The sequence below is a fragment of the Alicyclobacillus pomorum DSM 14955 genome (assembly GCF_000472905.1).
GTDB classification, from domain to species: Bacteria; Bacillota; Bacilli; order Alicyclobacillales; family Alicyclobacillaceae; genus Alicyclobacillus_A; species Alicyclobacillus_A pomorum.
In genome coordinates this window covers 34,544-60,535 of sequence record NZ_AXAR01000014.1, presented here as the reverse complement: position 1 = coordinate 60,535, position 25,992 = coordinate 34,544, and the positions used below count along the sequence as shown (strand labels likewise).

The window sequence follows — 25,992 nt, the reverse complement described above, 5'->3', positions numbered from 1 at the left end:
ACACTCGTGGCGTCCAAATCTACCGATTCGCGAACGAACTACCCTTACTATACCGAAAGTATCACGCGTCTTGGACTTGTTTGCGGCGCAGCACCCACAGTGTCAAAGCGACGAGGACAGCGAGGTAGCCCAGCAAGATGGCGACGTCCTCAACCGGAATGGACTTTCCTCCAATCACTTGCCAGGTCACGTGAGCAAATCGGTAGGTCGGCGTTGCGTACGCGATATGTTGCATGACCTTGGGCATGATTGTTATTGGCCACCACAGCCCTCCAAGGATACCGAGTCCCATGTTCAGAATGTTGCAGACCAGGTACGTCGCTTCCGTAGAAAACAGCACGCCAACGAGTATCCCGATGGCGACAAAGGGCAATGAACCAAGCACCAGCCACAACAGGGAGATGCCCCACTGGCCGACGCTTAGGTCGACCCCTTGAGACACCGCGCCGACGAGGAACAATACCACGACGGATACCAGTCCGACCATCAGTTGGGATAGGCACTTGCCGATGACGTACGCGTAGTGCGGCAGTGGCGTTGTCTGCACCAGGCGCAACCATCCCTGCGTTCGTTCAAACGCGACACGACCGGCCAATCCAAACATAGAGGATCCAACGACGCTGAACGCAGCCATCGACATGAGGAAGTACGCCTTCCACGCCGTGCCCTCCACCTGCATGTTGCCTCCGTTCACTTTCACGAAGATGAAGTAAAAGATGAGTGGCATCAGCACGGAGAAAAAGATGAACTGTCGGTTTCGCAGGGCACGGACAGCTTCGAACTGACATTGTTTCAGCAGCGCGTTCACTTATATCGCCTTCCTTTCAGCATTCGGTTCTGTCAGTGAGACAAACGCGTCTTCCAGCGCGCCCGCCGTGACTTCAAACTGGCTTGCGTCGTAACCTCCCATGATCAACGCGCGCAACAGAGCATCCGAGTCTTTGGTGCGCACCCGGACCTTGCGTCCGCTTTTTTCCACATGCTCAACAAACGGCAGTGCTCGCAGGGACTCCTCTTGAAGCAGAGGGCCGGCGATGAAGGAGACGTAGCGGTTCCCCGTCATGTTCTTGATGTGGGTGGGACTCCCATCGGCAATCAGCTTCCCCTCGTGAATGAGCAGAATTCTGTCCGATATGCCGTCCGCTTCGTCCAGGTGATGCGTCGTGAATATCACGGTCTTTCCGTGTTGCGCGGCGAAATGCCGCAATTGGTCCCAAAACGCACGGCGCGACGTCACGTCCATCGCGGTGGTGGGTTCGTCGAGAAACAGCAACTTTGGATTTCCTGCCATTGCAAGCGCGTATTGCAAGCGTCTGCGTTGTCCTCCACTGAGTCTGTCGGCGCGGCGTTTTGCCTCTTTCGCTAATCCGGACATGTCCATCAGGGTGTTCGGCGGGAGCGGCGTGGGGTAGTAGCTGCGGAACAGGTTCACGCATTGCTCCACTGTGAGCCCTGGCGGCAAGTTCACTTGTTGAAGCATGGCGCCGATGTACCGACGACTGACGGGATGGGTTGGATCTTGCCCAAACAGACGGACAGTGCCGGACGTGGGGCGGGTGAGTCCTAACATCATGGAGATGGACGTCGTTTTGCCGGCACCGTTCGGGCCTAGGAGTGACACGACGGTGCCAGGTTCGATGGTAAAACTGAGATCATGCACGGCTGTCTTTTGCTTGAATCGCTTCGTTACGTTCCGAAATGCGACTGCGTGCTCCATTTGGAATCTCCTCTCGTCACTTCATTTCCAAGTCTGGAAGTATCGTAACAGGCAGGGAGGCTCGAGCTGTAGTCATCGGTGTCACTACAATCAGGTGACATGTGTCATGTCTTCTCGAGTGGAGTCACGACGTGGTCGTGTTGTTCACATCTGTAAGTAGTGGTACGCTAAAGGGAAAGGTAATGGGCGCTGCACGGGCAGCGCACGGGTGCGCACAAGCAAACGCACTTGACAGAGGAGGAGCCAATCAAGGGATGGCGTTGAGACCTGGCCGTGTCCAACAGATCCATAAGCGAGAAGAACGTGGTATTGACCGCAGCAACGAGCCCTTCAAGATAGAGCGGCTCATCCGACGGCCTGGATTCGTCTCAGTACAACGCCCTGCCTTCGAGCACGGGTATACGCACCATATTCGAGAGATTTATCCGCAGTGGGGAATTGGCGTAAGTACGTGTATAGACAACGGATCTCAGGTGAAGCACCCAAGACTGCGGTTTGATCATTACGTCGACCTTGTGAAGGTCTGGGAAGATCAAGAGTACATCTACGTCGAGGACATGTACATCGACGTATTGATTTACGAACGCTCGTATTACCACATCATTGACATGGAAGAGTTCGGGGAGGCGGTTGCTCTTCGACAAATCAGTACAGCCGAAGCGAAGCGCGTACTCGAGAACACGCAACGGTTTGTCGACTCCATCAAGCGCAGTCGGCTGTCTTATGCCATTTGGAAACAAAAGTACGGCACGCATCGGCGCCATCCATAGTTTTTGTCCAGGTGGCCAGCCACTACTCCAGCAACAGCGGGTACGCTGTGGCGTACACAACGGGAATAAGAGGCGGCACCAGGTTGTGCCGCCTCTTTTGCTGCCTGTGTGGTCATGAACGCACACAGTAGACCTTTAGTCTTGTAAGCTTTCCAGAACGTCGTCTGCGACTTTGGTCACGTCGGCGTTGTTATTGCCCGTTGGAATCACTCGACTGCGTCGTACTGTTTCCCAAGCGGCAATTCCGACACTCGCGCCAAGGAGCATCGCGGTCATCGTGCCCATGCCGTTATGGCGTCGCGGCATGAAGCGTCTGCGCATGCCGGTGGCCACACCATTCATGATTTCCCACATGGCAAGCACCTCCCGTGAACCGTATTGTATCCAGACGTGGTCGCAGTCACTCGTCCACATTTGCGAAAGGAGTGAGGAAAACATGGAAATCGTGGAATTAACCCAGCGGGTCAAAATGATTGCAGGCGCCGTCAACATCGGTCTGGTGATGACGAGCGAAGGGATGGTCGCTGTAGACACAGGACTTGATAAGCGCGCTGGGAAAAGTGTCCTCAAGGTAGCGGAACAGTTGGGCATGCGCGTATGTGCCATCGTCAACACGCACGCGCACGCCGACCACTTGGCGGAAACGCTGCCATCCTCGCGCAAGCGGAAGTCACGGTGTACGCACCGAAGGCAGAGGCAGACGTCATTCGCAGGCCGCGATTTGAACCCGAGTACCTTTGGCAAGGCGCTGCACCGTTCGAGGCGCTTCGCAACAAGTTTCTTCTGGCGGACGCCAGCCCTGTGCACGTGGACCTCCAGGGGGGACAGACGTTTGCCATTGGTGATGTTGAATTTCAATGCGTTCCCCTTCCTGGCCATGCGCACGGGCAGCTCGGCATTCGGGTGGATGGCGTCTTCTTCGCAGCGGACGGGTACTTTGACCCACCCGTCGTGGACAAGCTCGGGCTCCCGTACATGGTCAATTACACGGAGACGCTGGAGAGTGCCAAGTCGATTCCAGCCGTCGATGCCGAATGGGTTGTTCCCGGCATGGCGTACCGACAAAGGATGCGAGCGAATCAGTCGCGTATCTCGTCGATAGACACAAGTCTGCATACGCCAAGGTCCTGCAGCTGGTGCAAGGTGAGCCACTGGGATTGGACGCCATGGTGCAACGCATGTGCGACGCGTTCCAGCTCACTCCGTCCAACCCTGGCAGTTGGTTGCTGATTCGGACCACCGTCGGGGCGTACGTGGCGGAGGCCGTAGAGCAGGGTTTCATCTGCGTGGCCGTAGACAACGGTGTGTTAACATTCTCGGCGAACAAATAACTGCGGCTGACGGAGACATTGTGCAGCTTGCGTCCAACGGAGATGAGTATGGTCCAAGTCAATCCAATGTATCAAACCAACACAACAGAACCAGTGAAGATCAGAGAACAAGCACATACACTTGTACTGTGGTATCAACATCACCACCGTAACATGCCGTGGCGGGAGACACTGGATCCGTATTCCATTTGGGTCAGTGAGACGATGTTGCAGCAGACGCGGGTAGAGACAGTGATTCCCTATTACCACCAGTTCATGGAGTCGTTTCCGACCGTTCGCGAACTTGCAGCTGCAGATGAGCAGACGGTACTGAAGCATTGGCAAGGGCTTGGCTACTACTCCCGCGCCAGAAACCTACACAGAGCCGCCCAACAAGTGGTCTCTCTGCATGGCGGACGGATACCCGAGAAGTTGGAGGACTTTCGGGCGTTGCCAGGGGTCGGCCCGTACACAGCGGGGGCGGTGTTTAGCATCGCCTACAATCAACCGGTTCCTGCCGTCGACGGCAACGTGCTTCGCGTGGTCACTCGGTTTCTTGGGATTTTCCACCCGATTGAAACCGCTGCCGCTCGGCAGGCCGTCACTGCACACGTGGCGAAGTGGCTTCGGGAGGAGCAGCCCCGGTACCTGACGCAAGCGCTGATGGAGCTGGGTGCCACGGTGTGTGTTCCAAAATCTGCAAAGTGCAGTGAGTGTCCGCTGGCGGACACCTGCTTCGCGCGAGCAGAAAACGTCGTGGAACAGCTGCCTGTGCGTAAGCAGAAAGCGGATCGGAAATGTATCGACGTGGTGGCCCTGTGGTGGGAAGCCGACGGCAAGTTGTGGATGGAACAGCGCCCTGACAGCGGACTGTTGGCTGGCATGTGGCAACTTCCTGCATGGGAGGTAGGAGCCGCGGGCCATGACGACCTGGCGCTGGAGCGGGCCTTGAAGGAGCGTTTTGCCGAGTGGGTCTACCGGTTGCATGCAGAGCGCGCGCCAGCCGGGGATGACCTCCCTTCGTTCGCGAAGATTGCCCACGAGAAACATGTGTTTACACATCTGGAGTGGGATGTTCACGTGTTCCGGCCCATCTTTACAGAGCGCGGCCTTCCGGTGCCTGAACCAGACCACCGTAGACCAGTACCTTTGAACGAGGTGCACACGTTGCCGCTGCCAAGGGTCTATGAGAAACTATTGCAACAAATTTATGGATAAACTACGAATGTGAGGAGGGAACGCAAGAATGGAAACCTATGTACTGTCCAGAGGTTCCTTGTTGGGAAAAGTGTTTTTTGGGCTTTGTCTCAGTCTCGTGTCTGCGTTTCTGGGCGTGTGGGCAGGCACCCAGATCCCGACGGCGGTGATTGGCATTCTGATGATTGTCGAGTTGGTGATGATTGTGGTCGCCATGTTCATGCAGAGGCGGCGCGCCATCGGTATGCCGTTTGTTTTGGCGTTCACATTCATCTCAGGGATCACGCTGTGGCCAACCCTGCACTACTATGCGTACACGCTCGGGGCTGCAGTGGTCTTGAAGGCTATCGGCGTGAGCGCTGGTGCATTCCTGGTTGCGGCCGTGGTGGCGTCACGGACGAGCTTTGATTTCTCGTTTTTGGGCGGATTCCTGCTCGTTGGATTGCTCGCGGTGCTCGGGATGGGCGTGGTGTCTCTGTTCATTGGATTTTCTACGATGGCCGAGTTGATTTACTCGCTCCTGGGTATCGCCATTTTCATTGGCTACGTGTTGTTTGATGTCAACCGCATTGCCCACAACGGAATCGCGGAACGGGACATCCCGTGGGTGGTCCTGTCCCTGTATTTGGACTTCGTCAACTTGTTGCTGTTCGTGTTGCGCCTCTTTGGGGTGCTTCAGTCTGACAGACGGTAAGCAGGGGCGGTACACCTGTGCCTGATTCGTATCTTACCTTGATTCGCGTTCGGACACGGATTATAATCATTGATCAAGGTGGATATGGAGCCGTTGAAGAAAAGTAGTAGCAGTCATCGCACCTGTACAGAGAGCCGGCGTTGAGGTGAAAGTCGGCCAGGTGAGAATTGCGAACTCGTTTCGGAGGCTTTCGCGGGAAAGCAGATGCCAGTACTGCGAAACGCGAGCCAGCGTTATTGGCTGCAAGGGGAGTGGTTCGGAGCTGCACGTGCAGCGTCTGAATACTCAATATAGGTGGTACCGCGGGATTCCAACCTCTCGTCCTATACGCTGGACGAGAGGTTATTCATTATGTCAGTGATTTGCAAAATCGAACTGGTTCAGCACACGAGGAATTTTGCAAATCGCTCTAAAGCATCCATTCGTAGATTGACGAGCAGGAGTGGTCAGGGTGAACTACAATCATCGCGAGATTGAACAGAAATGGCGCAAACGGTGGCAACAGACCGGTGCGCACCACGTGAACGAAAACAGCGGCAAGCCGAAGTACTATTGCCTGGACATGTTTCCGTATCCATCCGGCAACGGGCTGCACGTGGGACATTGGCGCGGCTACACCATCTCTGATGTGTGGAGCCGCTACAAGACCATTCAAGGGTACGAAGTGTTACACCCGATGGGCTGGGACGCGTTCGGCCTGCCAGCGGAAAACGCGGCGATTAAGTTGGGGATTCACCCCGCCGTGTCGACGGCGAAAAACATCGCCAACTTCAAGAAACAGCTGCAGGAAATCGGCGCCATGTACGACTGGGATAGGGAAATCAATACGAGCCATCCGGACTACTACAAGTGGACGCAGTTCCTCTTCGTGAAGATGTTCGAGCGCGGCTTGGCGTACCGGAAAAAGATGCCCATCAACTGGTGCCCGAGCTGTAAGACGGGACTAGCAAATGAAGAAGTGGTGGACGGGTGTTGCGAACGCTGCGGCACAGAAGTTACGAAGCGGGAAATGGACCAGTGGATGCTGAAGATCACCGCCTACGCAGACCGGCTGCTGAACGACCTGGAGAGCCTCGACTGGCCGGACAAGGTCAAGCGCATGCAGGCAGCCTGGATTGGGCGCAGTGAAGGGGCTCGCATCTTCTTCGAAGTGAAGGGGTTCGAGGATAAAGTAGAAGTCTTCACCACGCGCCCAGACACACTCTATGGTGCGACGTACATGGTGCTGGCGCCAGAACACCCGCTCGTGGAGAAGATCACAACCCAGGAACAGCGGGAGCAGGTGGACCAATACGTCACGGAAGCGTTGAAGAAATCTGCGGTGGCTCGGCAGATTATCGATAAGACGAAAACGGGCGTGTTCACGGGGGCGTACGCGATTCATCCGCTGACGGGGCAGAAAATTCCCATCTGGATTGCCGACTACGTGCTGATGGAATACGGCACAGGCGCCATCATGGCGGTGCCGGCGCACGATGAGCGGGACTTCGAGTTTGCCAAGGCGTTCGGCTTACCGATTGTCACTGTCGTGGCTCCGGAAGACGGAAGCGTCGCGGAAGGAGAACTGTACGTTGGGCCCGGCCGTCTCGTCAACTCCGGCCCGTTTAACGGTCTTTCCGTGGAGGAAGGAAAGGAGGCGGTCGTGAAGCTGCTGGCGGAACGAGGTGTCGGTGAACAGACCGTCACGTATCGCATGCGCGACTGGGTTTTTGCGCGGCAGAGGTACTGGGGCGAACCCATCCCGATTGTGTACTGCGACCAATGTGGCACCGTGCCTGTGCCGGTGGAACAGTTGCCCGTCCGCCTGCCGGACGTCGAACGGTATGAACCGACCGGAACAGGCGAGTCACCATTGGCAGCGATTGAGTCGTTCGTCCACACTACGTGTCCGAAGTGCGGCGGACCGGCGCGCCGTGAGACCGACACGATGCCACAGTGGGCCGGCTCCAGTTGGTACTTTTTGCGCTACCCGGATCCGAAGAACGACAAGGAACCGTTCTCCAAGGAGGCGGTCAACAAGTGGCTTCCCGTGGACATGTACATCGGCGGTGTGGAGCACGCCGTACTGCACTTGCTGTATGCCCGGTTCTTCACGAAAGTGATGTATGATCTCGGTCTGATTGACTTCCAAGAACCGTTCCAACATTTGTTCAACCAGGGAATGGTGACGCTCAATGGCGCCAAGATGAGCAAATCCAAGGGCAACGTGGTGAATCCAGAGGATATCGTCGAACAGTTCGGCACCGATGCACTGCGAATGTACGAGCTATTCATGGGGCCGCCGGAAGAAGACGCAGAGTGGAACACCAACGGTCTCGAAGGCGTAGCGCGGTTCCTGGGGCGCGTATACCGCCTGGTGGTAAGCCACGCCGATGCACCGTCGCCGTCCAGGCCATCGCTGGAAAAGCTTCGGCACCGATTCTTGGCAAGTCTGCACGAACGCATGGAGAGTTTCCGGTTGAACACGGCCGTCAGTGCGTTCATGGAGTACCTCAATGCGTTGCAGGCGGAGGCGGCATCGGGCATTGACCGAGCGACCTTGGAAACAATTGCGGTCACCATCGCGCCGTTTGCGCCCCACCTCGGCGAAGAGCTGTGGGAACGCTTGGGCCACCGGGAATCCGTGTTCCAGGCGACGTGGCCTACGTATGATGAGAAGTGGCTGAAGGACGACGAAGTGGAGATTGCGGTGCAGGTGAACGGTCGCGTGCGCGCCAAGTTGGTCATTGCAGCCGATGCCGACGCGCCCACAGCTGTCCAGGCTGCGAAAGCCCATCCGGAAGTCGCTGAATGGTTGGATGGGAAAGAGATTGTGAAAGAAATTTACGTGCCGGGCCGGTTGGTCAACCTGGTGGTCAAGGGGTAGGCCAGCGGATACATCTGCTTGAAGGATTTTGACGGGCGATAGGGAATTGCGTAAGAGTATCCCTGTCGCCCGTTTGTTGTTGGACGTCGGTAGCGGAGGTGTCGTTCATGGTCGTGCAATCCACAGACCGGAAATTGTACGTGGCCATTGCTGAACAAATTCGATCCTGGATTGAATCGGGGGATTTGTGCCCTGGCGACAAGCTGCCGCCCTTGGCTGAACTGGCCGAACAATTTGGTTGCAGTCGGGCGACGGTGCGTGAAGCCTTGGGCGCTTTGCGCGGACAGGGACTGGTAGAGTTTCGGCATGGAGATGGAACGTACGTGCGGACGGCCAGTATTGACATGTGGATGGAGCCGCTGGACGCAGCCTTGTTGTTGGCTCCCTCTCACGCGAGCCAATTGCTTGAACTGACCGCCGCCATCCTGGCAGGGGTGGCAGGTGTCGCTGCAGAACGATGCAGCGACAGTGGGCTGTCGGAGCTCTCCAAGGCCTTATTTCGATTGGAGTGCGCCGAGCCTGGCGCGGAAGATGCGGTGTTGGCCGAACTAGGCTTTTACCTGACACTTGCCGAGTGCACGGGAAACGTGTTGCTGGAGAACGTGGTGCGTGTTCTACAGGAAGCACTGCGCAGTCAACTGCGGTTCATGCAGCCAGAGCGACCACTTGGCACGGATGTGTGTCGCCAGTTGTTCGACGCCGTTGCGGCAGGGGATGTGGAGCGGGCCAGATCCATTGCGTACGAATTCGGAGATGAGATGAGCGCCGCCATCCTGCAAAAACGGAGCCGACTGCGCCAATTGGACAGAGAGGAATACAGTAGGCTATAGACCTATTTTTCTGAAAATAAACCGCATACCACTTTTCAACCGAAAATGGCGCGTGTATAATACAAAATGTAAGCGCTATCATAATGCCGAGTTCTCCTTCGGAGAAGCGGGGGAACCGCGCAGCCGTTCCGTGGAACGCCGCGTAATTCTGGACAGTTACCCATCGGTGTACACCGCATGGCAGCGCTTGTGCGCGTCTGGAGTGGGGGTTGAATTCTCGCCGATTTGTGGTGGAGAAGGGGCAACTTGCAGTCCCGACCCGTCAGCTAACCTCGTAGGCAGTGCAAGGGAGACGAACGCGTATGCCAAAAATTTTGATAGCCGCTTTTGGAAAAGAGAGTTTAACGTACGTTCGCAGATCTCGGCAAATGGGACTTCACGTCCGCATTCTGGATTGCGTGGAAGCTCATCACGGGCAGTTATTGCGTTGGTTTGGGGACGACATATTACAAGTGAACGGGCACCGTTCCGATGTGCGTAAACGTGTGGCAGAGGAAGGGTTTGACGCGGCCATTGTACACGAGGACGACAACTTCGTCCGGTCGGCTTTAATTACGCAATCCGTTCGTGAGGCAGGCGTTCAACATGTGATGGTTGTCACGAAAGATCCGGTGCGGCACACGCTGTACCGCCGTTGTGGCGCACATCACATTGTCGTTGCAAACAGCGTGGAACAAGCATGGATGAAGCTGAGTTCGTATTTACCGAGTTTTGCGACGGCCTGAATCGGTTCGTCGCAGAAACAGAACGTGATGTCTCTGACCACGGTTGTCATTAAACCTGGCCTCGTTAGGCCAGGTTTTGGTGTGTTTCGGTGCAGGTTTGTGCTATCATCTAGGCAGTCTACCGTACCCCAAACAGACGAGGGGTCCCGACGTCGAAGGGGGGGACGCGTGTGTCGAGCACAGCAAAAGTAGTGTACTTTATTGTGGCGCTGCTGGTGATGGCGTGCTTTGCCGTCGGTAGTGTCATGATGGCGGAAGACCGGCCAGGGATTGCGGCAGTCCTGTTCATCGTCGCGATTGTCGGGGCAGGTGTTGGATTTGCTACCAAGCGGAAGGTCATGAAACGGTAGAGCGTCATTTTCGCCGTTTTCAAAAATTCAATCGAAACGGTTTTGCACTGATTCTCGTGTTTCCAGGCTGTTGGCAACACAAGACATCGTGCAGGGCCAAACGCTCATGGTCATGTTGCCACTCGCAGCAGATGTTCCCGGGAAGGGCGGGTTGATATCGTGTGGTTCCGTACCCAAAACCCATCTGTCAAACGGTACATTGGGCGATTTGCCGAAGTGGTCGCGCTGTTGATTCTCGTCGCTGTTCTCTGCTGGGCGTTTTTGAAGGTGGTCGATTACATACTCCCGTTTGTGGTGGGTGCCTTCTTTGCCATGATGCTGCTGCCGCTGGTTCGTCAGCTTGAGCACCGGGGGGTCCACAGGACCGCCGCTGTCATCACGGTATTGGTCAGCATCGTACTTCTCTTGCTGGCCATATCAACCTACGTAGTGATTGCGGTAGCCCGTGAGGCCACTATGTGGACGCAAACCATCACGGACCAATTCGGATTGATTCAGTCCTGGTTCACGGAGCAGATTTCCTTTGGTAAGGCCGTGTTTGGCCACCTACCGCCGACCATTGCGAGTGAACTCAACGACACGGTCAAGCACGCGGTATCGAGCGTTCAGACGATGTTTTCAGGTTTCGCAGGTGCACTCATCCAGGCTATTACACATTTGCCGGACACTGTATTCGTGACTGTGATTGCCTTGATTACGACGTTCTTTATGTTGGTCAACCGCGACAAGATGTACGACAGTTTTCTGAAGACGCTGCCCCCAGGTTGGTCCGACAAGGTTCGCGTGGTGACGAACGACATGATGAAGGCGTTCGGTGGCACCATTCGGGCCCAGGTGGTACTGATGTTGATGTCGGCTGTGCTAGGCATCATCGGCATGTGGATAGCGGGGATTCAGTACGCGGTCATCCTGGGCATCTTGTTCGGCATCTCGGGACTGGTGCCCATTCTCGGGTCCGCCATTCTCACGGTGCCCTGGGCCATCGGTGCACTGGTCATTGGCGATGTCCCGCTCGGCATCAAAGTGCTCCTGTTGCAACTCGCGATTTCGTTAATCCGCCACGTCGTGGAGCCGAAAATTTTGGCCGACAGTGTCGGCTTAGACACCCTTTCCACCTTGTTCGCCATGTACGTCGGCATGAAACTGATGGGGATTCTGGGACTGTTTTTTGGACCGATTGTGCTGATTGGCATCAAATCTCTGTTGCGGATTCGGCTGTTCATGGATTTCTTCCCAGAAGCGGAACCGGGGTCACCTCTGCCACCTGCCACCCCATGTGCAGAGCCAGAGGGCACGGTGGATCTGCTGGGCAACACGCCCAGTACGCCGTCATCTGACCATTCTGTGCAGAAGGGAAGGACGTCCAGGACATGAGGCTTCAAAGTCTACGTGGAGATGGGCGAATGCATCGGATCTGGCCTGAGGTATACGCAACAGATGAACCTTGGGCCTTCTTCATCCCTGCGAACACACCTGTCCAGGAAGAGGATGGCCGGCAGTGGTCTAGTCCGTATCCTGTCGTCGCGTTGTTCTGGCCGAAGGCGTATTATCAGGTTTTCATCCTACTCAAACCGCAGGCAACGGAGTATTACTGCAACGTGATTGCACCGCTGTGCTACTTGGTTGACCGACAAACGGTGGTGTTTACCGATTTGGACGTGGATGTCATGGTGACAGCAACGGGTGTCGAGGTGCTGGATGAGGATGAATACGAGGTGAGGAAAGGGAGTTATCCGCCGCGCTGGTGCGCGGGCGTGATGGATGCAAAAGCCGAACTGGTCGCGCTCGCGAAACAGCAGAGAGGCCCATTTTCGCCCGCCACGGCGAACCGATGGCGGGCGTACGTGCGGTCGTGTTCATCGCAGTAAAGCGGGTCATTCGCTGCGTTTTGCGCCATCCGTCTCAAGTAATTTGCGCGCTCGTTCCATAATGGCAAACAACGTTTTGGAGTCCTCTTCTAGTTGTTCGGGTGTAATTTCCGCAGGTGCTGCGGCGTGCACACTCTGCACGGCGATGGACTCCAATTCGCGAACCCGATCCACGAGGCGCGCCTTTTCCTGTTCCAACTCCTCGACTTGGCCCCGGAGCTTTTGGTACTGCATATCATACGTTTGCAAAAACAAAATGACGTCTTTCATGGAGTCGGACGATGTCACCGTTGTGGTTACGGCGGCGCGCCGTCCGGGGGATGCACTGACGCCGCTCTTTTGAGCTGCTTTGCGCTCACGCTTCGCCGACTCAATCTCAGTCCGGAGTTCCTTGCGCAACACACCGTTCCAACGGTATCCACAAGCTGCGGCCGTGCGGCCAAGTTCGTTTGCCGCTTCATCAAACGCCCGTAGTTGGGTACTCCCAGTACGGATATGGGTTAGTACGATGGATGACAGTCGCTCGTCGTCCTCCGAAGTCCAGGCATCTGACCTTGTCACCCATTTCTCAACGCTCTGCACGAATATTCCTCCCTCGCGTCTGTACTATACTTTATTTCCATGGTGTACGAGATTCATACAATTCCCGGTTGAGAGGGTCTATAACATGCTATGTCATGACTTCGAGAAGGTGACCTCGAAATTGAAAAAAATCGTAGAGTCCAACTTGAATCTGCGTCCGCACAGAAGAATTCACTGCCACAAGCGAACAGGAGTTCGCTGTTTCATGCAGAACTCTCATAGAGAGGAAAGGGGCTTCGGTGCATGCAACTAGCAATGTTATTGGACGAGTGGCGGAGAACGCCAGCGTTTTCGGAGCAGGTCACGCACTGGGAGATCACGCCGGCGCGGTTGGCTCGCTACCGCGATATCCCCGATTGGGTGCATCCGCAAGTTCGCGCGGCTTTAGCTCAGAAGGGCATCAAGCAGCTGTACTCCCACCAGCAGGAAGCGATAGAGGCGGTGCACGAGGGGCAGAACGTCATGGTGGTCACCCCGACTGCGAGCGGAAAGACGTTGTGTTACAACCTGCCGGTGCTGGATGCCATCTGCAAGGATGAAAACGCGCGCGCGTTGTACATCTTTCCGACCAAAGCACTGTCGCAGGACCAGGTCGCGGAATTGCACGAGTTGGCAGGACACCTCGTCACCAACGTCCAGTCCTACACGTATGACGGGGATACGCCGGTGCATGCCCGCCAGAAAATCCGCGAAGCGGGGCACATCGTGGTGACCAATCCGGACATGTTGCACGCGGCAATGCTGCCCCACCACACCAAGTGGTTGCGGCTGTTCGAGAATCTGAAGTACGTAGTGATTGACGAGGCGCACATTTATCGAGGTGTGTTCGGCAGCCACGTGGCCAATGTCATTCGGCGTCTGTCGCGCATCTGCACCTATTACGGCAGTCAACCACAGTTCATTCTCAGTTCGGCGACCGTGGCCAACCCGGAGGAATTGGGTCGAGAGTTGACTGATAGGACGGTACGGGTGATCTCTGAGTCCGGGGCGCCTCAGGGTGAGCGCCACACTATTTTCTATAATCCGCCCATTGTCCAGCCTCAGTTGGGCCTGCGCAAGTCGTCGTTGCAGGAAGCCCGCAGACTGGGCGTACGGCTGATTACTGAAGGGATATCTACCATTGCGTTTGTAAAGGCTCGTACGCAAGTCGAAGTGCTTTCGTCGTACTGGAAGCAAGGAGTTCCTGAGCGCCTCCGACACAAGGTGTTCGGGTACCGCGGGGGCTACTTACCCACGGAGCGGCGGAGTATTGAGCGGGGGCTCAGATCCGGCGAAATTCGTGGCGTGGTGAGCACGAACGCATTGGAGCTTGGGGTCGACATCGGATCGCTCGAAGCGTCGATTTCCGTCGGCTATCCCGGGTCCATCGCTTCCTTTCGCCAGCAGAGTGGACGGGCCGGGAGGAGACACGGGCTGTCGGTGTCTCTCCTGATTGCCAACGCTTCCGCGTTGGACCAATACATTGTGAATCACCCTCGCACCGTGTTGGACAGTCCTCCGGAAGCGGCGCGGCTGTACCCGGAAAACTTGCTCATTCTCGCGGACCACGTCAAGTGTGCGGCGTACGAGCTACCGTTTGCTGCGGATGAGTCTTTTGGTGTGGAAACCACGTCCGAGTTGCTCGAGTACCTGGCTCAACACCGGGTCTTGCACCAGGGAAGCGACGGCCGTTACTTTTGGATGTCTGACGCGTTGCCGAGCCACAGCATCTCGCTGCGCAGCGCCGCGCAGGACAATGTGGTCATCATCGACGAGACGCTGCCGAAGCCCAAGGTGATTGGCGAGACGGACCGGTTCAGTGCGCTGACGACGCTGCATGAAGAGGCGATTTACCTGCATCAGTCGAAGTCCTACCAGGTGGAGCGGCTCGATTTGGAGAACGGCAAGGCGTTTGTCCGCGCGGTGGAAGCGGATTATTACACAGATGCGGAACTGGCGGTGCGGCTCCAGGTTTTGGACGTCCTGGAGGAAGCGTCCGTGAAGAGCGGCGTCGCTGTGCACCGAACGGGAGAAGTCATGGTGAACGCGATGGCCACGCTGTTCAAGAAGATTAAATTTGATACGCACGAAAACCTGGGGTGGGGGAAGATTCACCTGCCAGAAGCAGAATTGCACAGTGTGGGCTACTGGTGTCAGTGGCGGCGGGATGCGCTGCCGTTTGACAACAGCCAGTGGGAGAACGCGCTGCTCGGCGCGGCGTACGCACTCAAGCAGGCGACGTCCTTGCTTTGCATGTGTTCACTGTCCGACGTCCATGCAACCGTGCAAATCCGGGACGTATTGGACGGGATGCCCACATTGTACCTGTACGACGCATATCCGGGCGGGGTCGGTATTTCGGAACGCGTGTTCCGGGTGGCGAAGGATGTGTTTGACATGGCCTTGCAAATGGTCACCGATTGCCCGTGTGAGGCTGGCTGCCCGTCCTGCATTGGCCCGCAGACAGAGCCTGCCGCAAAACGCCACGTCCAAGACCTATTGCGCACGGTGACATCCAGTGAAGAGGTGTTCGCGTAAATGGCCAGATCACTGAAGGAGCGGTTGGCAGCCCTTCAAAAGTCGGTGGGGCGACCGGATGTGGAAGGGACCCCGACGCCGCCACAGCCTCCGGTCAGAGAGGACGCTTTCGCCGCTGAGGTGCCTCCAGCGGAGGAGCATCCACTGGTCCCACTCGGGTTTCAGCCCTGCGGCGGAGCTGGCGCCGGCTGTTGGGTGCGTGTGTTGCGGTACGACTTGCTCACCGTGCACGGGAATGTTCGATTTGGCGACATCCTTTCCGCCAAGTTGGACGTGCTGTGCCGCGCTGTCCGGCAACCCTGCGCGGAAGCTGAGAACTTACGATTTTACGACACGGAGACGACGGGGCTCGGGACCGGAGCAGGAACGATTCCGTTTTTGCACGCCGTGGCACGCATCGAGGGCGACGAGTTGGTCTTATACCAGTACTTTCTCGAGGATTACGGGGGAGAGGCGGCGCTACTTGAGGAACTGTCGTCGAAACACTTCACCGAAGGCGTTCAAATCGTCAGTTTCAACGGGAAATCGTTTGACTGGCCACTACTGAAAAACCGCATGACCATGTATCGGATGCGCCAGCCCGAGCTCGGGCAAATCGACTTATTGTATCCAAGCCGCCGACTATGGAAGGCTCGATTGGAACGGGTCACGCTGGGCGCGGTGGAGGAAGCGGTACTTGGCTTGGTGCGCACGGATGATCTGCCGGGCAAGGAAGCGCCTGGTCGGTACTTCGAGTACGCAGTCCGGCGAGACGCCGAGTTGCTTGCGCCCGTGTTCGAGCACAACGCCACGGACGTCTGCAGTCTGGTGGGGTTGACGGTGACGCTGGCCGCCATCCTCGCGGGAGACCTCCCGGTCGAGCGTTCCAGCGAACACGTGGCCATCGGGCGGTATTACGACGAGTGGCAAGAGTACGACTTGGCCGCCAAGTGTTTTGTGGCGGCGCTGCAATGTCCAGATGCGGACTGGAAAAGTCACTGGTTGTACAGCCTGCACTTGAAGCGCCGCCAATTGTGGGCAGAAGCGACGCGCGTGTGGGAGCACATGGCGCACGCGTACTCGTGGTCCGTACAACCCGCCGTAGAGCTGGCAAAGTATTACGAACACAGACAGCGCGACTACGCCCTCGCGGAACATTGGACCGCCGTGGCACTGGAACGAGCGGTCGTCCAATCCCGCATCGTGTACCGCGGGGGGGTCAGTGTATCGCCCGACCTTGGAAGTGAAGCATCCGTCCATCCGGTGGTGGCATCCTTGCGGCACCGCCTGCAGCGCGTCCAGCGTAAAGCGCATAGGCAAGGTGCCACGCTTGCGCGTTGACCCAGGGTTGTCTACCTTTAATACAAAGCGTGTGTCCGAGAGGGATTTTGCAAATCGCCTAGATTCGCGTTGGATGGCGCCGTCGTGGACACGCGACAAAGGAGGAAGTACGGACCATGGAGTTTCGCGGATTTACGGAAGCGGACTTCGACGTCTTTGCAATACCAGGGTTGGAATCGCGCATGGAAGCCCTGAAGGCACATTTGAGCCCGAAACTGGAGCAGCTGGGTCGAGACGTCTCCACGTATCTGTCGGAGTTACTGGGAACCCCGGTCTATGCCCATGTGGCGAAGCACGCCCGCCGCACGGTGAACCCGCCCAAAGACAGCTGGGTGGCGTTTTGCACCGACAAACGGGGCTACAAGAAGCATCCGCACTTTCAAATCGGCGTCTGGCCCACGCATGCGTTTGCCACATTCGGGCTGATCTACGAGGCACCGGACCGGGCGCATTTCGGCCATCAACTCAGGGCTCACTTGGATGACGTGCTACGGCGGATTCCACCTGACTTCGAGTGGTACCCAGACTACACTCGTCCAGAAGCGGTGCCCACTCGTGATATGACGCCAGAGCGACTTGGACAACTGGCGGATCGGCTGATTACGAAGAAGCAGGGGGATCTGCTCGTCGGCATTCGAATTCCCCGCGAAGAAGCGCTATCGCTAGCGCCTGCCGCGTTCATCGAGCGCGTGCAATCGTGTTTCTCCACGCTGATACCACTTTATCGTTTGGCGACATCGGAGGTTGTACCGCTGTGAAGACGCGCGAAGAAGCTTTGGCATTGTTGCACGAATACACAGAGGGAGAGTCACTTCGCCGACATGCGTACGCGGTCGAGGCTGCGATGCGCGCGTACGCGGAAAAGTTTGGCGAAGACGTAGAGAAGTGGGGCATCACTGGCCTCTTGCACGACTTCGACTACGAAAAATACCCATCGCTCGACGAGCACACCGTTGTTGGGGCCAAAATCCTCAGAGAACGCGGATATCCGGAGGACGTCATCTACGCGATTCAGGCGCACGGTCACCACGGCCCTCCGCGCAACGACTTGATGTCGAAGGCCTTGTTTGCGTGTGATGAACTATCAGGCTTCGTGATGGCCGTTGCGATGGTCAAATCCACGCGGAACCTGGCTGACGTGGAGGTCCAGAGCGTCAAGAAGAAGCTGAAAAGCAAGGGGTTTGCTCGCGGAGTGAGTCGGGAGGACGTCTACCAGGGCGCGAAGGAACTTGGCGTAGACCTGGACGAACACATCGCCTTTGTCATTTCCGCCGTGACAAAGGTCGCGCCACAACTAGGATTGGATGGCAGTGAGAGCGCATAGACATTGACAGGGGGCGGGGTGTAAAAATGGTCGTCACGGGAGAACACGCAGAGATCCCTACCCTTCGTTTGTACGACATGCTCGCGAACACTGCACAGCGGCGCCCATCGCGTACGGCGACGGTGTTCGCTGGTGTCGAATGCACGTACGAGCAGCTGCATGGCAGTGTACGCAGAGCGATGGCTGCGTTGCGGGATTTGGGGGTACAACCGAGCGACAGAGTCGGTATCATGTTGCCGAACTGTCCGCAGTACGTCATTTCGTTTTATGCGATTACAGGCATCGGAGCTATCGCTGTGCAGTTGAATCCATTCTGCACGGAGGCCGAGTTGTCCTATCTTTTGCAGGATTCGGCGTGTCGATGGGTCATTGCATTCGATAAAGCGCTTCCTGTCTTGGACGAGGTGCGTTCCACGTTGCCTGTAGAAACAGTGGTGGCAGTTCGGTTTGGCCCGTCCGACCGTACGTTGCCCGTCGGGGATGTGTGGTTTGACGACTGGCTGGCGTCGGTCCGCGCACCAGGGGACCCAGCGGATTTGAACCCCGTCGAAACGGTGGCCGTGCTCCAGTACACCGGCGGTACGACCGGACGACCCAAAGGGGCGATGTTGACACATCAAAATCTCGTCGCCAACGCAGTGCAGGCGTACAGCATGCTGCCGGGCGGAGTCACTGAAGACGACATGACGGTGTGTGCACTTCCTCTGTTCCACGTCTACGCGCTGACCATGTGCATGAACTTGTCAATCTACACGGGCATACCCATGCTGCTCGTCCCGCGGTTTCATGCGCACGAGCTCGTGCAGCTGATTGAACGATACAGGCCAACGTTGTTTCCAGCGGTGCCGACCATGTACGTTGCCCTGACACAAGTCATTCCACCAGGTTCCGACGCGTTGTCCAGCCTGCGTGTTTGCAACAGCGGTGGGGCACCGATGCCCGTGCAAGTCATGGAAGCGTTCGAATCCTTGACGGGGGCTACGGTCCTGGAGGGATACGGGGTGTCGGAAGCTTCTCCAGTCACGCACCTCAATCCGTCTGCAGACCGCAGAAGAGCTGGAAGCATCGGCTTGCCCACGCCCAACACGGACGTGCGAATTGTGAGCCCCAAGGATAGCAGCGTCACGCTGCCGGTGGGGGAAATCGGAGAACTGGCTGTCCGTGGGCCACAAGTGATGAAAGGTTACTGGAACCGTCCGGAAGAGACCGCTGAGACGCTGGTGGACGGCTGGTTGCTCACCGGTGACATGGCAAAATTGGACGAAGACGGCTACACGTACATTGTGGATCGGAAAAAGGACATGATTATTGCCAGCGGATATAACGTCTATCCACGCGAGGTGGAAGAGGTTTTGTACAAGCATCCAGCGGTGTTGGAAGCCGCAGTGGTTGGCGCGCCAGATGATTACCGCGGCGAAACGGTGAAAGCTTTTGTCGTCTGCAAACCGGGTTATACGGTTACAGCCGAGGATATTCAGGCGTGGTGCCGTCAGTATTTGTCTGCCTACAAGGTTCCGACACTCGTGGAGTTTCGCTCGGATCTTCAAAAGACGGCCATTGGCAAAATACTGCGCCGCGCGCTGCGAGATGAGCAATCGGGGTGAGTTTGTGAACATTCACCTGCTGCACAGCAATGACGTGCACAGCCAATTGGAAAACCACATGAAGTTGGGACGCGCTTTGCGTGCGCTGCGAAAAGAATTGACGGACGCGGGGGAACCGGTCCTCACCTTTGACATTGGTGACGCGGTGGACCGAGTGCGGCCGGAAACCGAGGCAACGCTCGGCGAAATCAATGCCGCGATGCTGGCTGCGCTTGGCTACGATGGATGGGTGTTTGGAAACAACGAAGGACTGACTATCCCGTACGACCACTGGAATGCGCTCGTTCAACGGTCGCGGACCACCGTGTTCGGAACCAACCTGAGACACGCCGGGGGTGGACAGGTCCCCGGTTTTGTGGATTGGAAAATTTACTCTTGCGGTGGTGTTCGCGTCGGCGTGTTTGGGTTAACGCCGAGTTACGACAAACCGTATGAACATCTTCCAGCAACTGCATTACCGCCCATGGAGTGTGCTGAAAAAGCGGTTGCCGAGCTGCGAGGTGCAGGGTGTGACGTCGTGGTGGTTCTATCGCACCTGGGCATTTGGAACGACCGAGAACTGGCGGCGCGCGTGCCAGGCATCGACGTCATCCTCGGCGGACACTCGCATACCTTCATGGACGAGCCAGAATTTGTGGCCGGAACCGCTATCTTCCAAGCCGGGAAACACGGAGAAGCGTTTGGACACACCACCATTACGTACGACGAAGTACATCGCAAAGTGTTGGCCGTCGACGCCCGGGCGCTTCTCGTGTCTGCGCACGATCCGCTGGATACTGCGATGCTGTCCGCGTACCAGAGCTACCTCTCGGACGTTGACGCGACGCTCGATAAACCGGTGGCAGCCTTGGACAGCGCACTTCCCGTCCGCTTTGATGAGGAATCCCTCTTTCCAAACGCGTTGGCGGACGCCTTGTTGTCCGCGTACCCGTGCGATATGGCTATCATGATGGCGGGGGCGTTGAATGCCAGCTTGCTTCCGGGGGTGGTGACCCGACGGCACGTGCTTGGTGCGTGTTCCACGCCGACGCGCGCGTTGTTGATGAGCCTGAAGGGATCCGATGTGCAAGCCATTGTACAAAAATCGATTCGCCGGGATTACTACTGCGCACGGGGAAGGGGGTACGGGTTTCGCGGCTCCGTTGTGGGGTATCTCGCGCTTGCGGGGGCAACGGCGGTGATTCACGAGCACACAGACGACAGAGCAACGCAGCGGGTTCTCAAGTCGCTCTTCGTTGGCGGCCAGGAAATCGTGCCTGATGACACGTACCGCATTGTCACTTGCGAATACCTGTGGCTATCTCCGCTGTTTCCCGAGTTTCAGCGGGGATGGGACATCGATATCCGCCCTTCTTTGGTGCGGGAAGTTCTCATAGAACAAATGGCCGTGAACGCCTGGTTTGCCCGCGCCAAGCACCCGCGGTATCATGTGGTGAGGTAGTCCATCCGTCATGATTCTGTGGACAACCTCATATATTTCTCCGAGTGGAGGAAATGGAACCGATGAACCTGATGTCTCGTGCCAACACGCGCAGATTGTTGGTGCACCTGGAAGCTGCGTATCCGGACGCCAAATGCGCCCTCCATTTCGGCAACCCGTTTGAGTTGCTGATTGCGACGATATTGTCAGCCCAGTGCACCGACGCTCGTGTCAATATGGTTACAGAACGGCTCTTCAAAAAATACCGCGGTCCAGAGGACTACGCGGCAACCACTCCGGAAATACTACAAGAAGATATCAAAGAGTTAGGATTGTACCGAGCCAAAGCGGAGAACATTGTGGCCGCGTGTCGGATGTTGCTCGAGAAGTTTCACGGCGAGGTCCCGCGAACGCTGGAGGAACTCATACAGTTGCCTGGTGTGGGACGCAAGACAGCCAACGTGGTCTTGTCTAACGCGTTCGGCATCCCGGCGCTAGCCGTGGATACGCACGTGCAGCGCGTTTCCAATCGCCTTGGGATTGCCAACAGCATGAATCCGGAGATTACCGAGCGGCAAATCTGCCAGCGGATTCCTCAGAAACTGTGGTCAAAGGCGCACCACTGGTTGATTCACCACGGACGGCAGGTGTGCACAGCGAGAAATCCCAAGTGCGACATCTGTCCTGTCTCGCAATTCTGTCAGTTTTACAAATTGCTGCAGAACGAGAGCAAACTCAAGGAAAAAGTGTTTCCATTGAAGGAGGACGCGCAACAGCGTAAGCCTCGGAGCCGTCGCCGCTCGGATGGTTGAGGGCGTCGCTTACTCCGCGACATATGGCTCGTATTCTCCGCTCTCCGTGCGACGGAGTGGTTGCTCGCAGTGAGAGCAGGCGTCCGTTTGCCCTGTCAAACGCACGCGGACCCCACACCTCGGACATTCTGTTTCGTGAATGCTTTGGTTGACGGGACCGAAACGGAAGTATATGAGGATTCCGCCAACAACGCCCAAGCTTCCGATGACCAACAACAATGGAAGCAGAGATTTGTTGAACACGCCAAGATACATGACAAAGAATCCGCCAAACATGAACACCAGTGCGGCGTTGCGCCACTTGTTAACGTTCAATTGGGAATCCACCACCTTGGCTGTCGCCGAAGTTGCGGCGATACGTCAGCGATTCTATCCTAGCGGATCCCACCGGCAATGTCCACATCACCAGCGTCTCGAGACGTCGATGTGAGGAGGGGGACAGATGTGGAAAAAAGCGTTCGTGGCGCTCTTGTCTTTGAATTTACTGATTCTCGTTGGATTCACCTTGTGGTGGGGGTCATTACCTAAAGCCGCAGGTGTTCAAGCGAAGGTAAACCAGTTGGCTGGCCAAGACAAACCCGCCACCGTGCAGCTTGCGGTCGGAGAAGACGCGATTAACTCCTATCTAGAATACGCGGTGTCTGAGCAGAAGGACGTCCAACGTGTCCTTGCGTACGCGCGTGTTCATTTTGACACGAATTGGGAGGTACAGGTCGGCATCAAGCTCGCGGATCGGGTTGTGCCGTGCGATATTATCATGGCGCCGAAGACTTCCGGAGGGAATCTGACGTTACAAGTCTTGCAAGCGAACATGGGGGAACTCCCCGTTCCCACAAGCGCGTTGTTTTTTATCTTCAAGCACCTGCCGTGGCCGTCTTGGATCACGGTGGATTCGGAGCAGCATGCGTTGAACCTGCTGTTCACCAATCGACCACAGCAACCGTACGGTATTCAAATTATCGATTACTCCACGGCGACGAAACTTGTCACGCTCCGCATCACGATTGTTCCCAAATCCCTCTTAAGCCACTGACGACTGCGAACTCCGTACTTTGTCATTGCCACGCGCGTGGCTCGCCGCGTTGCTACAAATCGCGGAAGCTGAACTGGAATAATCAATGGCTCCCTGTTGCAAGCTAACTCCCGAGACTTTGGCTTGGGGGGAAACGTGTGCAAATACCGGGATGGCTCCGAAAAATCTTTACGGTAGACGACGGCGTATTGGATGAACAGTTTTCCCTGACGGATTCGCGTTCCAAGGGTCAACGGAATGCACCGAACGAACAGGGCGACCAAGGCGACGCTCGGCGTGAGGAACCGGCGCCGGACGTCGCCTTGGCCGTTGAGGAGCCAGATTTATTCATCCGTCGGCCAATCCCCATGCGGGAACTGATTCGGAACGCAGAGGATAAGGCTTCGCATCGCGCGCCGGAACCCAACGAAAAGATTCCTGACGACGTGGATGATTCCCACGCCATGTTAAAACAGATTTTTCACCTTCCAGAAAACAAGGACATTGTCATACGAGAGTTTTTCATTGGCACGGAGCCTCACGTCAAGGCCCTCACTGTATTCGTAGACGGCATGGCAGACAAGACCATTATCAACACGCACATCTTGCAGCCCCTGATGATCCTGACACACATCGGAGACGGACCGAAGGATAGGACGATGGACACGGTCAAGGCCGCGTTGCTACCCGGCAACCAGATTTCGGAGTTCGAGCAGTGGAAGGATGTCACGGCCGGTATTTTGACGGGATCCACTGCCGTCTTTGTCAACGGGTGCGCCTCGGCACTGATTGTCGAGTCCAAGGGCTGGGAGCATCGGTCTGTCGGGGTCAGTCAAACAGAAGCGGTCGTGCGCGGCCCGCACGACGCGTTCACAGAGAGTTTTCGAGCGAATACCGGTCTCGTCAGATCTCGCCTCCGCAGCGAACACCTCGTTACGGAAATGATGAACGTGGGCAAATTGGGGCGTACGGATGTCGGCATCATGTACATGGCCGGACTGACGAATGAGCGGCTGGTGGAAGAGGTCAAACGGCGCATTCAGGCGATTGAAGTCGATTATATGTCGGACAGCGGGTTGCTCGAGCAGTTCATTGCTGACAATCCCTATATGCTCATCCCGCAGGCGTTGTCGACGGAACGGCCAGACCGCATCGCGCACATGCTCACGGAAGGACACGTCGCGATTTTTGTAGGGCACCACCCATACGTGCTCGCGGTGCCCGTTGTCTTTTGGTCCCTCATGCATTCACCGGAAGATGCCTACTTGCAGTGGCCGTTCGGCACCTTCCTCAGGATTTTGAGGTGGTTCTCGGTCCTTACGGCATTGCTGATGCCAGCGGTTTACGTGGCCATGACGAACTACCACCCAGAGATGATCCCGACAGATTTGTTGTTGGCGCTCGCGGGCAGCCGCGAGCAAGTTCCGTTCCCTGTCATTGTGGAAGTGTTGTTGATGGAGTTTGCGATTGAGCTGATCCGGGAAGCCGGCATTCGCATTCCTTCGGTGATAGGGCCGACCATCGGCATTGTCGGCGCGTTGATTATTGGACAAGCCGCCGTGCAGGCAGGGATTGTCAGTCCGCTCTTGGTCATCGTGGTCGCTGTCACGGCACTGGCTTCGTTTTCGATACCCAACTATACCCTTGGATTTGCCGTGCGAGCGTTCCGCTTTATCTTCCTTCTGGCCGGAGCGCTGTTCGGCTTTTACGGCATCACGCTGGTATTCTGCGTGCTCCTTGCACGGCTTTCGGTGCAAAAGTCGTTCGGTGTGCCGTTGTTCGCTCCGGTTACGCCGAGCATGAATTCGTCGTTGGACGTCCTGCAGCGAGGGCCCGCGTTTACGATGAACCAGCGGCCGAGCTTTCTCCGAACCAGAGACGAGTGGCGGCAGCAACCACATACGCGAAGTTGGTCCTCATCGTCCAAGCGCCGCGGGGGCCGAAACAACGACAGGGGTGACGCCTAGTGCAACGGCCACAGCAAAAAGCATCCATCGGCGGCAAAGAAATGACCGCAATGTTGACGATTTTGGTCGCCGTGCACTCATTCTTGAACTATCCGCGCATCGTGTCCTCGTCTGCCTATGAAGCGGCATGGATGGAACCTGTTCTGTCGGGCGTCATTTCGCTGGTTGTCGTCCTGATTCTAGATGCGCTGTTTCGGCGATATTTCTCCAACATGGGCCTAGTGGAGGTATTTCGCGACCGCTTCGGGCCAGTCGTAACAGGAGCGCTCTCTGTCGTCATTGCGTTGTACTTTTTGGTCATTACAGCGACCATCATGCGTGAATTCTCGGAAAACGTGATTACAACGGTGTTACCCAACACACCCATCTACATTGTCGGCGGCCTGTTCGTCTGCGCCGTTGTGTATGTGGCATTTTGCGGATTGGAGGCCATCGCCAGGGTTTCCTTCCTCGCTTTGCCGGTATTCATCGTTGGCATCTTCGCCCTCTGCCTGTTCACCATCAACCAATGGAAGCCGGTACTTCTGCTCCCGTTTTGGGGTTCCGGGGTTCCGAACATCGTTTGGGGTACCTTGGATAGTACGACGATTTTCTCCAACATCATTGTGTTGTGCATGATCCGCATCCACACGCATGACCCGAAGGAATTTCGCACGATAGGCATTAAGAGTACGCTGTACGCTACGTTCATCCTGGCTCTGTTCCTGGTGGTGTATCACATGGTGTTTATGCCACAGGAAGCCAACAAGCTGACATCACCCATGTATTCCTTGGCGCGGATCATCCACATCGGTCGATTTTTTCAGAGACTGGAAAGTATTTTCATATTCATGTGGGTGAGCGCCGCAGTCGTGAAGATGGCCATTACGCTCTGGTGTGCGGCCTATGCCTTGAGTGTAGGTTTTAACTGGCCGGTGTTGCGTCCCATCCTGCCTGCCCTGGGACTGCTGTGTTTCGCGGGAAGCTTGTTGCCGAAAGACATGGCCTTCGTTTTGGACTACCTCGATGTGATTGTGTGGAAGTGGGCTTGGCTGATTGAATTTGCCTTGCCGATGGTCGGATTGTGGCTCGCGGCGCTGCTGCCGAGGAAAGGGAGGGTGGTGTAGC

General features: G+C 56.6%; 24 protein-coding genes, 1 pseudogene, 1 riboswitch and 1 other annotated feature. Of the genes and pseudogenes, 20 read left to right on the top strand and 5 right to left on the bottom strand.

The window, feature by feature from the left end:
* Nucleotides 1-61 precede the first annotated feature (61 nt).
* Both YWK_RS0113720 and YWK_RS0113715 read right to left on the bottom strand, forming a co-directional pair.
* On the bottom strand, nucleotides 62-808 hold the full coding sequence (locus tag YWK_RS0113720) for an ABC transporter permease (RefSeq protein ID WP_026965255.1): 747 nt from the start codon (nucleotides 806-808) through the stop codon (nucleotides 62-64).
* Nucleotides 809-1,717, bottom strand: a complete 909-nt coding sequence (locus YWK_RS0113715) for an ABC transporter ATP-binding protein (protein WP_026965254.1) — start codon at nucleotides 1,715-1,717, stop codon at nucleotides 809-811.
* Nucleotides 1,718-1,848: 131 nt separating this feature from the next.
* On the opposite strand from YWK_RS0113715, the gene YWK_RS0113710 reads away from it, so the two are divergent.
* Nucleotides 1,849-2,487: a ribonuclease FAU-1 family protein gene (locus YWK_RS0113710; RefSeq protein WP_245578619.1), complete on the top strand. Its 639-nt coding sequence runs from the start codon at nucleotides 1,849-1,851 to the stop codon at nucleotides 2,485-2,487.
* A 135-nt stretch (nucleotides 2,488-2,622) separates the two neighbouring features.
* Here the strand turns inward: YWK_RS0113710 and YWK_RS0113705 are convergent, their stop codons facing one another.
* Nucleotides 2,623-2,841 carry a hypothetical protein gene (locus YWK_RS0113705; RefSeq protein WP_035467077.1) on the bottom strand — a complete coding sequence of 73 codons (219 nt, stop codon included), beginning with the start codon at nucleotides 2,839-2,841 and terminating at the stop codon, nucleotides 2,623-2,625.
* Here YWK_RS0113705 and YWK_RS21945 point away from each other — a divergent pair.
* From YWK_RS21945 to YWK_RS19975, 9 genes and pseudogenes are all read left to right on the top strand, one after another.
* A pseudogene (locus YWK_RS21945) lies at nucleotides 2,771-3,717 on the top strand (MBL fold metallo-hydrolase). The gene YWK_RS0113705 and the pseudogene YWK_RS21945 overlap by 71 nt on opposite strands.
* Before the next feature lie 128 nt (nucleotides 3,718-3,845).
* Nucleotides 3,846-5,015, top strand: a complete 1,170-nt coding sequence (mutY, locus tag YWK_RS0113695; protein WP_156909156.1) for an A/G-specific adenine glycosylase — start codon at nucleotides 3,846-3,848, stop codon at nucleotides 5,013-5,015.
* 28 nt (nucleotides 5,016-5,043) lie between these two features.
* Nucleotides 5,044-5,688: a Bax inhibitor-1/YccA family protein gene (locus YWK_RS0113690; protein ID WP_051375598.1), complete on the top strand. Its 645-nt coding sequence runs from the start codon at nucleotides 5,044-5,046 to the stop codon at nucleotides 5,686-5,688.
* 84 nt (nucleotides 5,689-5,772) lie between these two features.
* Nucleotides 5,773-6,017 (top strand) — a binding site (T-box leader).
* A gap of 122 nt (nucleotides 6,018-6,139) precedes the next feature.
* Nucleotides 6,140-8,554, top strand: a complete 2,415-nt coding sequence (gene leuS, locus YWK_RS0113685) for a leucine--tRNA ligase (RefSeq protein ID WP_026965248.1) — start codon at nucleotides 6,140-6,142, stop codon at nucleotides 8,552-8,554.
* 107 nt (nucleotides 8,555-8,661) lie between these two features.
* Nucleotides 8,662-9,384 carry a FadR/GntR family transcriptional regulator gene (locus tag YWK_RS0113680; protein WP_035467075.1) on the top strand — a complete coding sequence of 241 codons (723 nt, stop codon included), beginning with the start codon at nucleotides 8,662-8,664 and terminating at the stop codon, nucleotides 9,382-9,384.
* Nucleotides 9,385-9,458: 74 nt separating this feature from the next.
* A riboswitch (cyclic di-AMP (ydaO/yuaA leader) is annotated at nucleotides 9,459-9,680 on the top strand.
* 6 nt (nucleotides 9,681-9,686) lie between these two features.
* Nucleotides 9,687-10,109, top strand: a complete 423-nt coding sequence (locus YWK_RS0113675; RefSeq protein ID WP_026965246.1) for a hypothetical protein — start codon at nucleotides 9,687-9,689, stop codon at nucleotides 10,107-10,109.
* A 170-nt stretch (nucleotides 10,110-10,279) separates the two neighbouring features.
* Entirely contained in the window at nucleotides 10,280-10,459 is a 180-nt protein-coding gene (locus tag YWK_RS0113670; RefSeq protein ID WP_026965245.1) for a hypothetical protein, read from the top strand.
* A gap of 159 nt (nucleotides 10,460-10,618) precedes the next feature.
* Nucleotides 10,619-11,833, top strand: coding sequence for a sporulation integral membrane protein YtvI (ytvI, locus tag YWK_RS19980; RefSeq protein WP_245578618.1), 1,215 nt, complete (start codon nucleotides 10,619-10,621; stop codon nucleotides 11,831-11,833).
* Nucleotides 11,834-11,862: 29 nt separating this feature from the next.
* Nucleotides 11,863-12,327 (top strand): DUF402 domain-containing protein, encoded by a 465-nt coding sequence (locus tag YWK_RS19975; protein WP_169727184.1) that lies wholly within the window; start codon nucleotides 11,863-11,865, stop codon nucleotides 12,325-12,327.
* Nucleotides 12,328-12,333: 6 nt separating this feature from the next.
* Here the strand turns inward: YWK_RS19975 and YWK_RS0113655 are convergent, their stop codons facing one another.
* Nucleotides 12,334-12,909, bottom strand: a complete 576-nt coding sequence (locus YWK_RS0113655) for a transcriptional regulator (RefSeq protein ID WP_026965244.1) — start codon at nucleotides 12,907-12,909, stop codon at nucleotides 12,334-12,336.
* Between the two features lie 243 nt (nucleotides 12,910-13,152).
* Here YWK_RS0113655 and YWK_RS0113650 point away from each other — a divergent pair, with 243 nt between their 5' ends.
* From YWK_RS0113650 to nth, 7 genes are all read left to right on the top strand, one after another.
* Nucleotides 13,153-15,426 (top strand): DEAD/DEAH box helicase, encoded by a 2,274-nt coding sequence (locus YWK_RS0113650; RefSeq protein WP_026965243.1) that lies wholly within the window; start codon nucleotides 13,153-13,155, stop codon nucleotides 15,424-15,426.
* The gene (locus tag YWK_RS21120; RefSeq protein ID WP_026965242.1) at nucleotides 15,427-16,746 is read left to right on the top strand and encodes a ribonuclease H-like domain-containing protein; all 1,320 of its coding nucleotides are present in this window, start codon (nucleotides 15,427-15,429) and stop codon (nucleotides 16,744-16,746) included. It abuts the gene before it with no gap.
* A gap of 116 nt (nucleotides 16,747-16,862) precedes the next feature.
* Nucleotides 16,863-17,504, top strand: coding sequence for a YktB family protein (locus YWK_RS0113640; protein WP_026965241.1), 642 nt, complete (start codon nucleotides 16,863-16,865; stop codon nucleotides 17,502-17,504).
* Nucleotides 17,501-18,070, top strand: a complete 570-nt coding sequence (locus tag YWK_RS0113635) for an HDIG domain-containing metalloprotein (RefSeq protein WP_026965240.1) — start codon at nucleotides 17,501-17,503, stop codon at nucleotides 18,068-18,070. Before YWK_RS0113640 ends, YWK_RS0113635 begins: the two co-directional genes overlap by 4 nt.
* Nucleotides 18,071-18,096: 26 nt before the next feature.
* A complete protein-coding gene (locus YWK_RS0113630) occupies nucleotides 18,097-19,674 on the top strand; it encodes a long-chain-fatty-acid--CoA ligase (protein WP_026965239.1) in 1,578 nt (525 codons plus the stop codon).
* A 4-nt stretch (nucleotides 19,675-19,678) separates the two neighbouring features.
* Nucleotides 19,679-21,115, top strand: coding sequence for a bifunctional metallophosphatase/5'-nucleotidase (locus YWK_RS19965; protein WP_051375597.1), 1,437 nt, complete (start codon nucleotides 19,679-19,681; stop codon nucleotides 21,113-21,115).
* Between the two features lie 71 nt (nucleotides 21,116-21,186).
* On the top strand, nucleotides 21,187-21,906 hold the full coding sequence (nth, locus tag YWK_RS0113620; RefSeq protein WP_035467112.1) for an endonuclease III: 720 nt from the start codon (nucleotides 21,187-21,189) through the stop codon (nucleotides 21,904-21,906).
* 9 nt (nucleotides 21,907-21,915) lie between these two features.
* On the opposite strand, the gene YWK_RS0113615 is transcribed toward nth, so the two are convergent.
* Nucleotides 21,916-22,221 carry a DUF2614 family zinc ribbon-containing protein gene (locus YWK_RS0113615; protein ID WP_026965237.1) on the bottom strand — a complete coding sequence of 102 codons (306 nt, stop codon included), beginning with the start codon at nucleotides 22,219-22,221 and terminating at the stop codon, nucleotides 21,916-21,918.
* A 127-nt stretch (nucleotides 22,222-22,348) separates the two neighbouring features.
* Between YWK_RS0113615 and YWK_RS0113610 the strand changes: the two genes are divergently transcribed.
* The 3 genes from YWK_RS0113610 (at nucleotide 22,349) to YWK_RS0113600 (ending at nucleotide 25,991) form a co-directional block, all read left to right on the top strand.
* Nucleotides 22,349-22,939: a DUF2140 family protein gene (locus tag YWK_RS0113610; protein WP_026965236.1), complete on the top strand. Its 591-nt coding sequence runs from the start codon at nucleotides 22,349-22,351 to the stop codon at nucleotides 22,937-22,939.
* 137 nt (nucleotides 22,940-23,076) lie between these two features.
* Complete coding sequence (locus tag YWK_RS0113605; RefSeq protein ID WP_026965235.1) at nucleotides 23,077-24,885, top strand: spore germination protein; 1,809 nt, start codon at nucleotides 23,077-23,079, stop codon at nucleotides 24,883-24,885.
* Nucleotides 24,885-25,991 carry a GerAB/ArcD/ProY family transporter gene (locus YWK_RS0113600; protein WP_035467069.1) on the top strand — a complete coding sequence of 369 codons (1,107 nt, stop codon included), beginning with the start codon at nucleotides 24,885-24,887 and terminating at the stop codon, nucleotides 25,989-25,991. The genes YWK_RS0113605 and YWK_RS0113600 overlap by 1 nt, the downstream gene beginning before the upstream one ends.
* The last annotated feature ends 1 nt before the right edge of the window (nucleotide 25,992 follow it).

Bases quoted from the DNA above. Each gene is read 5' to 3' on its own strand.
- YWK_RS0113705 (WP_035467077.1), bottom strand. From the start codon at position 2,841: ATGTGGGAAATCATGAATGGTGTGGCCACCGGCATGCGCAGACGCTTC.
- nth (WP_035467112.1), top strand. From the start codon at position 21,187: ATGTCTCGTGCCAACACGCGCAGATTGTTGGTGCACCTGGAAGCTGCG.
- YWK_RS0113640 (WP_026965241.1), top strand. From the start codon at position 16,863: ATGGAGTTTCGCGGATTTACGGAAGCGGACTTCGACGTCTTTGCAATA.
- YWK_RS0113630 (WP_026965239.1), top strand. From the start codon at position 18,097: ATGGTCGTCACGGGAGAACACGCAGAGATCCCTACCCTTCGTTTGTAC.
- YWK_RS0113680 (WP_035467075.1), top strand. From the start codon at position 8,662: ATGGTCGTGCAATCCACAGACCGGAAATTGTACGTGGCCATTGCTGAA.
- YWK_RS19975 (WP_169727184.1), top strand. From the start codon at position 11,863: ATGCATCGGATCTGGCCTGAGGTATACGCAACAGATGAACCTTGGGCC.
- YWK_RS0113675 (WP_026965246.1), top strand. From the start codon at position 9,687: ATGCCAAAAATTTTGATAGCCGCTTTTGGAAAAGAGAGTTTAACGTAC.
- YWK_RS0113715 (WP_026965254.1), bottom strand. From the start codon at position 1,717: ATGGAGCACGCAGTCGCATTTCGGAACGTAACGAAGCGATTCAAGCAA.
- YWK_RS21120 (WP_026965242.1), top strand. From the start codon at position 15,427: ATGGCCAGATCACTGAAGGAGCGGTTGGCAGCCCTTCAAAAGTCGGTG.
- YWK_RS0113610 (WP_026965236.1), top strand. From the start codon at position 22,349: ATGTGGAAAAAAGCGTTCGTGGCGCTCTTGTCTTTGAATTTACTGATT.
- YWK_RS0113690 (WP_051375598.1), top strand. From the start codon at position 5,044: ATGGAAACCTATGTACTGTCCAGAGGTTCCTTGTTGGGAAAAGTGTTT.
- YWK_RS0113650 (WP_026965243.1), top strand. From the start codon at position 13,153: ATGCAACTAGCAATGTTATTGGACGAGTGGCGGAGAACGCCAGCGTTT.